Raw genomic sequence first — 13,536 nt, forward strand, 5'->3', positions numbered from 1 at the left:
GCGACACCGCTGTCGTCAGGTCATCGACGTACCGCGTGCACCGCTGTCCACTACGTGCCGGTTACCGGTAGGGCGTCGGTCTGGACGACAGAGGTGATGCACGATGTTCCCGCGAGCCCGGTCCAGCGCTGTTCGCCGCAGGACGGGACCGGTATCGAGGGCGACGCGGGACGGTGGCTGCGAAGGCTCGCGGACGCGTTGTCCCGCTCGTGGGTCAGTGCCGAGGCCTGAGCAGCGGACAGTCCACTGAGGACTTGCCGGGGTGTCCGGCGGACCACGGCGATCCGCCGGACACCCCCTGCTCACGGGTTCGGCACCAGCGCCCACGCGGTGTAGTAGTCGGCGGTGATGGCGGTTGCCCCGGACAGGCCCTGCACCGGAACCGGCACGGCCGAGTGCGTGTACGTCCGGTCGTTGGCGAGCGTGTCGTAGATGTCCTGGCCCCAGCCCGCGACGGTGCCGTCGGCGCGGAGTGCGAGGGCGCCCTCGCCGAAGCTGGCGATCTGCGTCACGTCCGAGAGGTTCGACACCTGGACCGGGACGGCGGACGCGCACGCCGGCGTGTACTGCTCGCACTCGACCCCGTTGCCGAGCACACCTCGATAGCTGGAGCCCCAGGCCCACGCGGTGCCGTCACCGCGCAGCGCATAACCGGTGTAGCGGCCCGCGTCGATCGCCGTCACCCCGGTCAGCCCGGAAACCCGCACCGGGACCCGGGAAGAGCAGAGCCCGCTGCCGGACGGTCCGCACGCCTGACCGTTGCCGAGCTGCGCGTAGTAGTTGGAACCCCAGGCCCAGACCGTGCCGTCGCCGCGCAGCGCGTAGACGCCCTCGCCGCCGCTGTCGCCCGACACCTCGGTGACGCCGGTCAGCCCGGACACCTGGACGGGCACCGACGAGTGCGTCGCGCTCGAACCGTTGCCGAGCTCGCCCTGGCTGTTGAAACCCCACGCCCAGACGGTGCCGTCGGCGCGCACCGCGTAGCCGGTGCCCCACGAACTGCCGATCGCGACGACGTCGGTCAGACCGGGGACCGGCGCCGCCACCGACGAGTTGCCGGTACCGCCATTGCCGAGCTGGCCCGTGCCGTTCCAGCCCCAGGCCCACACGGTGCCGTTCTCGCGCAGCGCGTAGCCGGTGAGCTGACCGGCGGCGATGGCGGTGACCCCGGTCAGCCCGAGCACGCGGACCGGCGCCACGGACCCACCGCCGTTACCGGCCTTCCACCCGTTGCCGAGCTGCCCCGAGTCGTTGTTCCCCCAGGCCACCACCGTGCCGTCGGCGCGCAGCACGTACTGGGTGCCCCACATGCTGCCGGTGATCGCGCGCACGTCGGTCAGCCGCGCCCGCGTCGGCACGGACGTCCACGCCACCGCCTCCGCGGTGCCCAGCGCGCGATCGGCGCCGTTGCGGCCCCACCCGTAGATGCAGTCGGTCGTGCAGACGGGGGCGTCGAGCACCGCGAACGCGCCGGCCATGTCGGCGACGAGGTGAACGCTCCCGTCGTTGTTGTACAGCTGGATGTCACGGGTGCTGCCGAGGCCGACCACGGCGGCGTTCGGCACGGTCTGACCGGGGGACAGGTTGAGGTTCGAGGCGTTCGAATGCTGCCCCCTCGCGTACGCGGACACGTACGTCGCGGCCGTCGCGTCGACGCCGGTGATGTTGAGCACCACGGCCGTTGCCGTGATCGACGCCTTGGTCGTGAGCCCCAGGTCGACGACCTGCCGGGCGCCCACCGCACCGGTCCTGCCGCCGGTGCCGTCCCTGGTGTCGAGCACCCGCGTCGGGCTCATCGGCAGGAACAGGGCGCCGTAGTCGGGGGTGTGGAAGCCGGTCAGGTCGGCGATCAGGTCGATGGTGCCCGCGTTGTTGTACAGGCTCACCGCGCGGTTCGCGCCCACGGCGACGGTGACGAGGTTGGGGCGGGTGTCGCCGGGTGGCACGTTCAGGTTCGACGCGGTGGGTCGGGGCGTGCCGGCGGGCCACGCGGTGACGTACGTGTCGGCGGTCGCGTTGGTGGCGGTCAGGTTGAACGTGACCGCCGTGGCCGACGCGGGGATCCAGGCCGAGAGGTCGACCGCGCGGGCGACGCCGGGGCCCACCGACGTGTCCTGCCGGGTGTCCAGCACGCGGTTGGCCGCCAGCGCGGTGAACTTGGCCCCGGCGCCGGTGCTGTAGTAGCCGGCGAGGTCCGCGACGAGGTGGACGGTGCCGCTGTTGTTGTAGAGGTCGACCTTCCGGTCGGCGCTGAGCGTGACGGTGACCTGGTTGGGTCGGACGTCACCGGGCGTCAGGTTCAGGCTCGACGCGACGGGCCGGGCGCCGCCGCTGGGGAACACCGTCACGTAGGTGGGTGTGGTCGGGGTCACCCCGGTGACGTTGAGGACCACGGCGGTGGTGGTGGCCGGGACACGGGCGGCGAGGTCGACGGTGACGGTGCCGGCCGCGCCGAGCGGCTTGCCGGCGTCCCTCGTGTCCAGCACGCGGACCGTGGACAGGGCGGTGAAGGTCGAACCGGTCTCGCCGGCTTGGACTTCGGCCGGCGGAGGTGCCGCCGACGCGGGCGGGCCGGCGAGCAGCAGCCCTCCGACCAGCAACGCACTCAGAGCAACGGGTAGTACACGACGCACAGCAGTTCCCCCCGGTGAGCAGGATCCCCCGACCCGCGTCCAGAGTATTGACCGGCCGCTTGCGCGACAACCGCGCCGCCCGGAAGTGGAACCTCCTTTGTGGACGACCACCACCGGATTCAGGCTTGGACGGTCCACCCTTCGCGGTAGACGAGGTGCAGTCGGTCCGCCACGCCGAACGCGTCGGCCACCGCGAGGGCCGCCGCCGCCCGCACGGCGGACACCTCGATGTCGGTCAGGTCCAGTTGGGCGTGCACGACCTCGACCGCGACGCCGGTGGTGTCCGCGCCGCACCGGCTCACCAGGTCGAGGCCGTCCGCCGCGCCCGCCACCGCCGCGTCCACGAACTCGCCGTCGGGGCCCGGTTGCAGCGACGACGTGTCGTCGGGGTCGACCACCCAGGCGACCCGGTCGTCGGACGCGGTCGTCAACCGGACTCGGACCTGGCCGAAGTAGCCGACGCCCGCGTGCTGGCGCCGGAGCCGGTACTCACCGGTGCGATCGTCGGGCATGCTCAACTCCTGGTGTTCACGAACAGGTGGTAGATCGTATTCCGGAAGTAGTGCTCGTTGCCGAACCGCCCGGTCGTGCGTTGGATGTGGTCGTAGTCGTGCCGTCCGCCGGAGTTCCACAGGTCCGTCGCGGCGTCGTCGTCCATGGTGGACATGTCCGCGTGCCGCAGGTTGTCGAAGTCCTCGCCGCGGATGCGGTGCTCGATGATGCTCAGGTCGGTCGGACCGCCCGGCCTGCTGCTCACCGCGTCCAGGTACCGCTCGGCTTGCTCCCGCGTCTCCCAGGCGTAGAGCCCGTCACCGAGTTCGGAACGCGGCCTGCCGTTGCCGTCCACCCCGGACGGCCACGGCTCGCCGCCGTTGTTGATCAGGCGGTCCGCGTCTGCGGGCCCCTGCACGCTGTAGTACGTCCGGCACGGTGACAGCCCGAGCGGGTCGATCGCCGCGGTCGGGTTCGGCACGTACGCCTGCGGGTTGGGCCCCGGCGCCAAGCCCAAGGGGTCGACGGACGTGTAGCGGGCGCTCTGGGGGTCGTAGTAGCGGGCGTTGTTGTAGTGCAGGCCGGATTCGGCGTCGTAGTACTGGCCCGGGAAGCGCAACGGCGTGTCGGCGCCCTGCGACACCCCGACGGTGGCGCCCCAGATGTTCGCCTGTCGACGCCACGTGACCGCGCCGTCCGCGTCCACGAGCTCGGACACCGCGCCCACCAGGTCGGTGACGATCGAGTGGAACTCCCGGTCGACCCAGGCCCCGACGTCGTCGCGGACTCGTTCCACCTGGCACAGGGGTGTGAAGGTGCCGGGCTCGAAGTCCCAGGTCGTCGCGGCGCCGGCGGAGGTGATCTGCTCGGCGACCACGAGCCCGTCCCAGCAGAAGTCGACCCTCTCGGTGACCGCGCCGGACGAGTCGAGCCTCAGCTTCGCGACGCGCCTGCCGAGCGGGTCGTACAGGTAGCGCCAGCGCACCGAGTCCGGGGTGACGACCTCGACCAGGCGGTCGTCCGCGTCCCAGCGGTAGTGCCACGTGTCCGGCTTGGCCGACAACCGCTTCCGCGACCGCTGGACGACCCGGCCGTGGCGGTCGTAGCGGTAGCTGACGTTGCCCGCGGACACCACCGCCGCGCCGGCGTACTCCCGGGGCCCACCTGCCTCGCCACCCGGCCACTCCGCGTGCGTGATGTTGCCGGCCGCGTCGTAGGCGTACCGCTCGCGCCACCCGTCGCCGACGACCTCGGTCACGCGGGCGCCCGCGTCGAGCACCAGCCTGCGGTCGCCGCCGAGCAGGTCTTCGACGCCGACCAGCGCGCCCGCCCGGTCGTACCGGTAGCCGCGGCGCTGGACGAGGTGCTCCCGGTCGGCGTGACGCGTCGACACGGATTGGGCGCTGAGCCGGTGCGCCTCGTCCCACACGTGGGTGATCGTCGTCGGGCCGGTGGTGCGGTGGGTGACCCGGCCCGCGGTGTCGTAGCCGAAGGACATCGCGTGACCCCCGGTCAGCAACTCCTCGGCACGACCGGAGCCGCCGTACGTCCAGCGCGACACCGCTCCGGTCGGTGTCGTCCGCGCCACGCGCCTGCCGATCGCGTCGTACGCCGACGCCACGACCCTGCCGTTCACCCCTTCCTCGACGACCCGGCCCAGCACGTCCCGGCGGAGCACGAGGTCGGCGTCGCGGTTGCGCGCCCGCACCAGGCGCCCGACCGGGTCGTACTCGAACAGCTCAGCGCCGTCGCCGAAGCGGCGTTCCCGCACGCGACCGGCCGCGTCCCGCAGGAAGGTGACCTCTTCGCCCAGGTCGGTGGCACGGCCGACCAGTTGCCCGGCCGCGTCGCGCCGGTAGCGGACGGTGCGGCCGTTGAAGTCGCGTTCGGCGACCACCCGACCCGCGGCGTCGTACTCGTAGCGCCAGACCTGGTTGTGGGCGTTGGTCACGGACACGAGCCGGAGCAGCCGGTCGTAGTCGAACACCAGCCGGCCGCCGTCGGGGAACGACCGCACCTTGGGCAGGTCGAAGTGCGTCGTGGTCTCGGTGGTGGCACGGCCGCTCGCGTCGCGGTACTCGACCTGGTTGCCCTCGTCGTCGTAGCTCCACCGCTCGGTGGCGCCGTCCGGTCCGGTGCGGCTCAGCAACCGCCCTTCGACGGTCCACGCCAGGCTCGTCACCGCGCCGGACGGGTCGGTGATGGCGACGATCCGGCCGAAGTGGTCGCGGCGGTAGCGGGTGGTGCGGCCGTCCGCGTCGGTCTCGGCGACCGGCAGGCCCGCCGCGTCGCTGACGACCCGGCGTTCCCGGCCCACCGGGTCGGTGACCGACGCGAGCTGGCCGGACTCGTCGTAGGCGCAGCGCGTCACACCGCCGGTCGGGTCGGTGACGGAGGTGACCCGTCCCGCCTCGTCGTAGGTGCGCCGCCAGACCGCGCCGTCCGGGTCGACCGTGACCAGCGGTCGCCCGTCCGCGTCGTGCTCGGCGAGCAGCCGGGTGCCGTCGGGCCTGGTCCAGGCGGTCAGGTTGCCGTGGTCGTCGTACTCGTAGCGGTCCACGCGACCGAGCGGGTCGACGCGGGTCAGCAGCAGGTCGGACTCGTCCCACTCCTGGGTGGTGGTGGCGCCCAGCGGGTCGGTGGTGGCGACGACCTGGCCGCGTTCGCTGATCAGGTACCGGGTGCCGTTCCCGAGCGCGTCGGTGAACACGGTGACGCGCTGCCCGTTGACCCGTTCGTAGGTGAACGTGCCGTCCAGGACCCCGTCCGCGCCTTCGTTCCCGATGCACCGGCCCTCGGCGTCGTAGCGGTAGCGGTACCACCACCCGTTGCGGTCGAGCCAGCGGACGAGCCGGCCCGCGTGGTCGTAGTCGAACGACAGGGCACGACCGGAGGAGTTGAACACGGCGGCCAGGTCGCCGGCGTCGTCGTAGCGGTAGCGGACCAACGTCGTCGACACCCCGCCGTGCGGGTCGCGCAGCCGGAGTTCGGTGACGCGGCCACCTTCGGTGGTGACGTCGACGTGGTAGCCGCCGCTGTGGCGGAGGGCGACCAGGTCCCCTGCCGCGTCACGGTCCAGGTCGATCCGGTTGGCACCCCGGTCGGTCACGACGGTGAGGGGCAGGACGGGGCCGGGACCGCCGAAGTGGAGGAGGTGACCGTTGTCCCGTCTGCGGACCACGTACCCGGCGCCGTCGCGCGTGAGCGGCCAGCGCGGGCCGGCTTCGGGCAGCACCTCGCCCGACTCGGGTGGTTTGGGGTAGACCAGGATCATCCCGTCCTCGGCGACGAACACCACGCCCCGGGCATCGACCTCCAGCCGCTGGCCGAGGGTGCTCGCCCACCTCCGGCCGAACACCGTGCCCGCCCGGTAGGACGAGATGTGCGTGCGGCGCAGCACCAGCGGCAGGACGCCCGCCAGTTCGACGTCGGTCTGGCCGAGCACGACGTCACCGCTCGCGACGTCGACCGGGTCGTTCTCGCAGACCCGGTTCGACTCGGGCGTCTTGGTGGTGTCCGGGTTCGCGGGCCGGCTCGGGCTGTCCGGCTCCGGGGTGCCCGAAGGCTTGCCGGGGTTGGTCGGCGTGGTGCTGCCGGGGGAGGTCGTGCCCGACGGTGAAGTGCCGTCAGGGGACGTCGTGGCGGACGGCGACGTCGTGCCGGACGGGCTGGTGGTGCCCGATGGGGACGTGGTGCCGGACGGGCTGGTCGTGCCGGATGGGGAGGTGGTGCCGGACGGCGACGTGGTGCCGTCGGGTGAGCTCGACGGGCTGGTGGTGCCGTCGGGGCCTTTCACCGTGGGTGCGTCGGGCGCGCTGGGTGCGCTGGACGGGGTCGTGGTGTTGGGTGTGCCGGGGCTGTCGGCGCGGCGGCCGAGCTTGCCCAGCTTCTCCATGATCTCGCCGAGCTTGTCGAGGACCTTGCGGATGCGGGGGGTGACGTTGCCGATGGTCTTGACGAGCTTGCGGACGAGGTCGGCGATGCGGTTGCAGACCTTGGCGATGGTGGAGGTGGCCTGGGCGACGATCAGCGGGGTGGCCAGGCCGAGGGTGGCGACCGCTTCCAGCGCCCACGTGATCAGCTTGCCGACGACCTCGGCGACCAGGTCGCGGATGATCTCGCGGACGGCGGCCACGACCTCGCCCATGATCATCACGCCGGCGCCGACGCCTTCGGCGAGCGTGCCCGCGCCGGCGATGGCGTCCGCGGTCTGCGCGGCGTGCCCGCGGTAGGTATCGGCCGCCGCGCCCTGCCAGCCCGGCGCGTCCTGCGTGCCCAGGTCCTCGGCGATGCGGGCGACCTCGACGGCGACGTTGGACCAGGTCTCGCTGAACGCGCGGATCACCGGCGGGTCGCCGGCGAACCAGTCCAGCGCCTCCTTGAGCGGCTGCACGTGCTCGATCAGCCAGGACACGCCGTAGGAGGCGACGGTGCCGATCGGGTCGATGACCATCGACAGCACTTCCAGGCCGACGCCGATGCCGCCGAGCCCGGCGGCGACCCAGCTGCCGTCGGAGATGCCCTGCGCCAGGTCGTTCGCGGACTCGGCGATGCCGATGCCGGTGACCGCCGTCGTGTCGCTCTGCGGCACCGCGATCAGGGGGTTGTTCACGTGTTCATCCCGTCGAACCGCGCGGACTCGCCGGCTTCCTGGGCGTCGTAGTCGCGGGAGGTCTCGCGCAGCTTCGCCGCGTTGTCCGACACGGTTTCGGCCGCCTTGGTCAACGCCTGCACGCCCATGTCCTCGAACGGCTGCAACAACATCGCGAACGGTTGGCACACCACGCCGTACGCGGAGTCGTTCATCGCGACCGTCCGCGCGGCGTCGGCTGCCGTGCGCAGCCGGTCCGCCAGACCTTCCACCCGACCGGCCAACGCGCCGATCTCACCGGTAACGGCCTCGTACCCGGTCATCGCGTCACCTCAGGTAGCTCTCGTCGGTGAAGTCGCCGTCATCGCCCGGGCGGCGGCGCGGCGGGGTGGGTCGCACATCCGGCTCCGGCTGGGGGAAGTTCCGCTCGGCCACGGCCACGATGTGCTGGCCCGAAGGGGTCTGGCCCACCGTCTCCCCGACGATCCGCGCCAGCTCGGCCGGGTAGCCGGCCTGGGCCTTGCCCATCGCCTCCATCACGGCCGCCGCGATCTGCTCCGGCCGCAACCGGCTCACCTCCGCGGTCATGGTCACCGCGCTCGGGATGCCGTTCGGGCCGACGGTCACGCTCACCGCGCCACCGGCGGCGGAGGCGGTGATGGAGATCCGCTCGACCTCCTGCCGCATCGACTCGTAGCGCGCGGCCTTCTCCTCGGCGTCGCGCTCCCAGTCGTCCACCAAGCGCTGCACGTTGGCCAACGGGTCGGTCATCGGCTCCCCCTCCGGTGACGCAGAGATCAGGCCAAGCTACTGCTCCTGTGTCGGCGCCCGGGGCCGTTTCGTTCCCAAGATGACCGGTTCGGCCCAAACCGGTCGGCCCGGATCGGCGCCGGGGCCGGGGCGTCTGCCTCGTCCGGTGAGCAGGCCGGATGCGGTCGGCGGCGAGCGGCGTGCTCGGCCCGGTGCGCCGTGGATCGATCGGCTGTGGGGGTGTGGTGACGTGGACGACGACGTTCTTCGCTGCTCGGTGTCCGACTTCCTGGCGGCATTCCGGGACGCGCTGTCCGTGCTCGCCCCCATCGCGCAGCGCCTGAAGATGGAGTGGCGGGACGAGGGTCAGCACATCCACTGGGAACGCATGGCGGAAGCGGTGTTCGACTCGTGCGTTCGCGGCCCGATCGAGGCCGATGCCCGGCATCGGCGCGATGACCACCGCCTTCCCCGCTATGACATCGACGACTCGTCGTACGGGCGGAGCAGTTGGATCCGGGTCGAACGGGGCGGTGATCGGTCTCTGGTCGTGTTCATCCGGCTCCTGTCCGGTCGTGAGACGTTCGACGAGGTTCAGGGTGCAAAGCTCGACGAGAATACGTTTATGCCTCTTGAGCGGGTCGTGATCCCATTCGATCAGTGCCGCTTCGCATTTGTCCGGCGATCCGCCGTCAGGTCGGACGTCGTGCACGACATCGAGGCCGTCGAATGACGGTGCGCGGGTCTCGGGGATACTGACCGTCGTGGCTCCGGCAACCGCAGGTCTGGTCCGGGCAGGTGACGCTTGGCGCCTGCCCTTGGCCGGGCTGCCCATCGTGCAGTGCCGGGTCGACCACGCGGTGACGTTCGGCTTCGACTCCCCGGACGGGAGCTACGACCTGCGGATCGAGGAGGACTTCGCCTTCGTGTCGGCCGAGGGCGTCGAGGTGGTGCTGCGCCCGCAGACCGACCCGACGGGGTTGGGCCCGGTGCTCGCCTGCACCCGCACGTCGGTCGTGGAGGCCCTCGCCTTCGATGACGGTCGGCTGGCGGTGGCCTTCGCGGACGGCAGCAGGCTCGTGGTCGACGGCTCGCGGGAGTACGAGCCGTGGATGCTGTCCGGCCCGGCCAAGCTGGTGGTCGTGTCCACGCCGGGCGGCGCCTTGGCGCTGTGGTACGAGGAGACGACCTGAGGTCCGTTCGGCGGCTCACGCGATCGTGCGGTAGCACGGGCTCGCCGGGTGGTCGTCCCACGGCTACATTGCTTGAGAATCAACAGCACTCGGCGTGAGGACTGCCGATGTCGACCACCGCCACCGTCCGTCCACCCGGGACTTACCCCGGCGCGCTGCCCCTCCTGGGGCACGCACTGCGGATGAAGCGAAGTCCCGGCTCGTTCCTCCTCGAACTCCAGTCGGGCGACCCGGTCACCCGGATCCTGCTGGGGCGCAGGCCGATGTACGTCGTCAACGACCCGGAACTGGTGCGCGACGTCATGCGCCGCCCCGACGTGTTCGCCAGGGGCGGCCCGATCGCCGAGCGGTTCCGGCAGATGTTCGGCAACGGGCTCGGCATCTCCGACGGGCAGTTCCACCGACGGCAGCGCAGGTTGGTCCTGCCCGCGTTCCACCACGGGCGGATCGCCGACTACGCCGCGGTCATGAGCGCGCACGCGGAGGCCAAGGCCGCCTCCTGGCACGACGGCCAACGGGTCGCGGTGCACGAGGAGATGGACGAGCTCGCGCTGGCGAACATCGTCCGGGTCATCGTCGCCGACGGGGCGTCCCTGGACCGGGCGCGGTTCATGGCCGCGACCTCGGTGGTGCTGGGCGGGCTGTTCCGGCGGATGACCGGTCCGGGGGTCCTCACCAGGCTGCCCACGCCGGGTAATCGCCGTTACCGCGAAGCGGAGGAGTTCCTCCGGCGGACGATCAAGGCGGTGGTCGACGAGTACCTGGCGACGAGGACCGACCGGGGCGACCTGCTGTCGAAGATGGTCCTCGCGGGCGACGACGGCGAACCGGCCATGGGCGAGGAGCAGCTGCACGACGAGGTCATGACCTTCCTGATCGCGGGCAGCAACACCGTCAGCAACACCCTGTCCTGGGCCTTCCACGAACTCGGTGCCCACCCGGACGTCGAACGCCGCCTGCACGACGAGGTGGACCGGGTGTTGGCGGGCCGGACGGCCACCTTCGAGGACATCGACCGATTGGTATACACACGACGGTTGGTCACGGAGACGCTCCGCCACCGGACGCAGGGACTGTTCCAAAGCCGTTCCACCACAGTGGACACTCGACTGGGCGACTACCACATCCCTGCCGGCGCGGTCGTGCTCTACAGCGCGCACGCGCTCAACCACAACCCCCGCATCCACGCCGACCCCGATCGCTTCGACCCCGACAGGTGGCTGCCCGAGCGCCTCGACCCACTGGCCCGCGCCGCGTTCCTCCCGTTCGGGACCGGGCTCCACGGGTGCGTCGGCGAAGGCCTGTCCTGGGCGGAACTGGTCCTCTCCCTCGCCACGATCGCGGCGCGCTGGCGACTGGTGCCCGTGCCCGGCCACCGCGTGCGGCCGAAGCCCGCCGTCACGATGCCGGTGAACGCGTTGCCCATGATCGCGCGCAGCCGCGACGTCGGCCCTCGCGGTGTCCGGGGAGACCAGGGCTGATGCACTCGATCGGGGCCAACCGGGCAACGGCGGCGGTTCGCGGCGTCCTGGCGCGGTAGCGTCCTTCGACGCAGGCTGTGGGCCGTCTCCAAGAGGAGAAGCAGTGGGCGATTCCCACCTCGAACTGTCTCCGGTGGTCGCGACGACGATGTTGATCCGCAAACCACCGGCCGAGGTCTTCCGAGCTTTCACCGATCCCTCGATCACGAGCAGGTTCTGGTTCACCAGGAGCAGCGGCCCGGTGGAACCGGGAGCGGAACTGCGGTGGACGTGGGACATGTACGACTTGACGGTCGCGGTCCGGGTCAAGGAGTTCGAGCAGGACCGCCGATTCGCCATCGAGTGGCAGAACGGCCCGCGGCCGACGACGTTCGAGTTCCGGTTCTCGCCGCACTCGGACGACGTGACGCGGGTCGACCTCACCGAGACTGGGTTCGGTGGCGCCGAACCCGACGAGCTCGTCACCTGGGCCCTGAACTCGATGGGCGGGTTCACCGAGGTGCTGGCCGCGGCGAAGGCGCTGCTCGAGCACGGCATCGTGCTGACCCTCGTCGCCGACCGGCACCCCGACGGCATCGGCGGTAGCTGAGCGCGTCGTCCGAAGGCCCGGTCATCCAGCGGAGGGGCGGTGTCCACCGTGCTGCAGTCACAGCGCAGGTCCCCCGGCACGGCCGTCGGCGTCGCGCCCCGCCGCGGTGGGACGGTGACGATGGTCGGCGCGGGGGACGTCGACCACCTCGACCCGGCGCTGGCCTACCACACCGTGACGAGGGGCATCCTGCGCGCGTACACCCGGCAGCTCGTCGGGTACGCCGCCAGTCGGGACCGGGTCGAGGCCGGGACGCTCGTCGCCGACCTGGCCACCGAGGTGCCGACCGCGGCGAACGGGCGGCTCACCGGGGACGGCACCCGCTATGCGTTCACCCTCCGCGACGGGGTCCGGTGGCACGCCCCGAACGGTGACCGCCCGGTCACGGCGTGGGACGTCGTGCGCGGCATCAAACGCCTGGCGCACCCGATGGCCAACAGCCCCGGGCTCGCCTACTACCTCAACGCCGTCGAGGGCATGGCGGAGTTCCGCGACGTGCTCGCCGACGCGCCCCGCACGGTCGAGGCGATCGCGGACCGGTTGGAGCACACCGGGATCAGCGGTGTCGTCGCACTCGACGACACCGAGGTCCGCTTCACCACGCGGTACCCGATGTCGGACTTCCTCAACATGCTGGCCCTGCCGTTCGCGACACCCGCGCCCGAGGAGTACCTGCTCTTCGCGCCGGGCAGCCCCGAACTGGACCAGGCCGTCCTCTCCAACGGCCCCTACCGGATCACCGCCTACCGCCCCGGCGAGCGGATCGAGCTGCGCCGCAACCCCGCCTGGGACCCCGGGACCGACGACCTCCGCGCCGCGCACGTGGACGGCATCGAGATCAGGCAGGGCGTGGACGAGCGGGAGTCGCACGACCTCGTCGCCCGCGGCGCGGCCGACATGCTCTGGGACGTCCAGCCGCTCACCGGGGAACTCCCCGCGCTGCTCGCGACCGACGACCCGCGCCTGGAGGTGTGCCCCGCCGGTCTGCTCAGCCCGTACATCGTGGTGAACTTCGCCAGCGAGGCCGAGGACGGCGCCACCGGCAAGCAGGCCGTCCGCACCGCCCTCCAGTACGCGGTGGACAAGGCGGCGGTGTCACTGGTGTGGGGCGGGCCCCGGCTCAACGACATCGCGGACCAGGTCCTGCCGCCGCTGTGCCTGGCGCACCGGGAGACCCGGCCGCACGCCACGGACGGGGGCCGGGGCGACCCCGAGCGGGCACGGCGGCTGCTCGCGGAGGCGGGCTACCCGGACGGGCTCACGCTGCGGCTGGTCTACCGCGACCGCGACATCCACCCGGCCACCGCCGAGGCGGTGCGCGCGGGCCTGGCCAGGGCGGGCATCCGCGTTCGGCTCGTCCCGGCGTCGATCAACGAGCTGTTCTCGGAGTTCCTGTCCTCGTCGGCGTCCGCACGGCCGCGGGACTGGGAGCTCGCGCTCACCGGCTGGGAACCGGACTGGTACGGCAACAACGCCCGCACCTACCTCCAGCCGCTGTTCGACAGCCGCGACGTGCCGGAGAACGGCGACTGGGGCTCGAACTTCGGCCGCTACCGCAGCGAGCGGGTCAACCGGCTGCTCACGGCGGCCCTGACGTCAGCCGACGAGGAGCGCGCCGGTGAGCTGTTCCGGGAGGTGGAGGCGCAGGTGCTGCGGGACGGGGCGATCGTCCCCGTCCTGTTCGCCCACCAGTACTGGTTCCACTCCACGAGGGTGCGGAATTGGTTGCCCTACCCGGTGCTCAACGGCGACCTCACCAACCTCTGGCTGGCGGACGGGACCGTGTCGTAGCGATGCGCGTTGACCT

10 protein-coding genes are annotated in these 13,536 nt (G+C 71.8%); 5 read left to right on the plus strand and 5 right to left on the minus strand.

The window, feature by feature from the left end; all coding sequences use genetic code 11:
* Positions 1-302: 302 nt before the first annotated feature.
* From LNK82_RS14540 to LNK82_RS14560, 5 genes are all read right to left on the minus strand, one after another.
* A complete protein-coding gene (locus tag LNK82_RS14540; RefSeq protein WP_230567501.1) occupies positions 303-2,600 on the minus strand; it encodes an RCC1-like domain-containing protein in 2,298 nt (765 codons plus the stop codon).
* Positions 2,601-2,752: 152 nt separating this feature from the next.
* Positions 2,753-3,145: a hypothetical protein gene (locus LNK82_RS14545; RefSeq protein ID WP_230567502.1), complete on the minus strand. Its 393-nt coding sequence runs from the start codon at positions 3,143-3,145 to the stop codon at positions 2,753-2,755.
* Positions 3,146-3,147: 2 nt separating this feature from the next.
* Positions 3,148-7,737, minus strand: a complete 4,590-nt coding sequence (locus tag LNK82_RS14550) for an RHS repeat-associated core domain-containing protein (protein WP_230567503.1) — start codon at positions 7,735-7,737, stop codon at positions 3,148-3,150.
* Entirely contained in the window at positions 7,734-8,039 is a 306-nt protein-coding gene (locus LNK82_RS14555; RefSeq protein ID WP_230567504.1) for a type VII secretion target, read from the minus strand. Before LNK82_RS14555 ends, LNK82_RS14550 begins: the two co-directional genes overlap by 4 nt.
* A 4-nt stretch (positions 8,040-8,043) precedes the next feature.
* Positions 8,044-8,487, minus strand: a complete 444-nt coding sequence (locus tag LNK82_RS14560) for a YbaB/EbfC family nucleoid-associated protein (RefSeq protein ID WP_230567505.1) — start codon at positions 8,485-8,487, stop codon at positions 8,044-8,046.
* Positions 8,488-8,716: 229 nt separating this feature from the next.
* Here LNK82_RS14560 and LNK82_RS14565 point away from each other — a divergent pair, with 229 nt between their 5' ends.
* From LNK82_RS14565 to LNK82_RS14585, 5 genes are all read left to right on the plus strand, one after another.
* Positions 8,717-9,199: a hypothetical protein gene (locus LNK82_RS14565; protein WP_230567506.1), complete on the plus strand. Its 483-nt coding sequence runs from the start codon at positions 8,717-8,719 to the stop codon at positions 9,197-9,199.
* A 31-nt stretch (positions 9,200-9,230) separates the two neighbouring features.
* Entirely contained in the window at positions 9,231-9,659 is a 429-nt protein-coding gene (locus LNK82_RS14570) for a DUF6188 family protein (protein WP_230567507.1), read from the plus strand.
* 107 nt (positions 9,660-9,766) lie between these two features.
* On the plus strand, positions 9,767-11,140 hold the full coding sequence (locus tag LNK82_RS14575; protein WP_268996421.1) for a cytochrome P450: 1,374 nt from the start codon (positions 9,767-9,769) through the stop codon (positions 11,138-11,140).
* Between the two features lie 103 nt (positions 11,141-11,243).
* Entirely contained in the window at positions 11,244-11,729 is a 486-nt protein-coding gene (locus LNK82_RS14580) for an SRPBCC family protein (protein ID WP_230567509.1), read from the plus strand.
* Positions 11,730-11,768: 39 nt separating this feature from the next.
* Positions 11,769-13,520: an ABC transporter substrate-binding protein gene (locus LNK82_RS14585; RefSeq protein ID WP_230567510.1), complete on the plus strand. Its 1,752-nt coding sequence runs from the start codon at positions 11,769-11,771 to the stop codon at positions 13,518-13,520.
* The last annotated feature ends 16 nt before the right edge of the window (positions 13,521-13,536 follow it).

Origin of the sequence: Saccharothrix luteola (assembly GCF_020859565.1) — a bacterium.
GTDB lineage: Bacteria > Actinomycetota > Actinomycetes > Mycobacteriales > Pseudonocardiaceae > Actinosynnema > Actinosynnema luteola.